The organism is Citrobacter sp. VF227 (assembly GCF_052950715.1).
Genome location: NZ_JBRFVF010000537.1, coordinates 1 through 444, shown reverse-complemented (window position 1 = coordinate 444; position 444 = coordinate 1). Strand labels below are relative to the sequence as shown.

At 65.3% G+C, this 444-nt stretch carries 1 protein-coding gene; it reads left to right on the top strand.

Annotation, left to right across the window (positions count from 1 at the left end; all coding sequences use genetic code 11):
• On the top strand, positions 1-393 hold a 393-nt coding region (locus ACU8YC_RS27730; protein WP_446896360.1), incomplete at its 5' end, for a response regulator transcription factor.
• Positions 394-444 lie beyond the last annotated feature (51 nt).

Below are 444 nucleotides of genomic sequence, written 5' to 3'. Positions count from 1 at the left end.
CGCGCATTGCGCAAGACCGGCTCGCGGACCCCGTTCGTGCTGCTGACGGCTTTCGCCGGCCGGGAGAACCAGATCGAGGCGCGCCAGCTGGGCTGCGACGACTTCGTCGCCAAGCCCATCGACTTCGAGCTGCTGCTGGCCGTCCTGCACAACGTCCTGCAGCGGACAGCGCCGGCCGTGGGGGACACCGAGCGCCCGACGCTGACCGAACGCGAACGGGAGGTCCTCGCCCGGGTGGTGGAAGGCAAATCCTCTGTCGCCATCGCCGCCCTCCTCGGTATCAGCGAGCGGACGGTGAACTTCCACGTAGACCGCGTGATGCGCAAGCTGAACGTGACGACGCGCACGCAGGCCGCGATTACTTGCGTACGCCTCGGGCTGATGTCTGCCTGAACGCGCGGATCCCACGGATCGGTTAGATCGAGATATACATGATAGAAATAA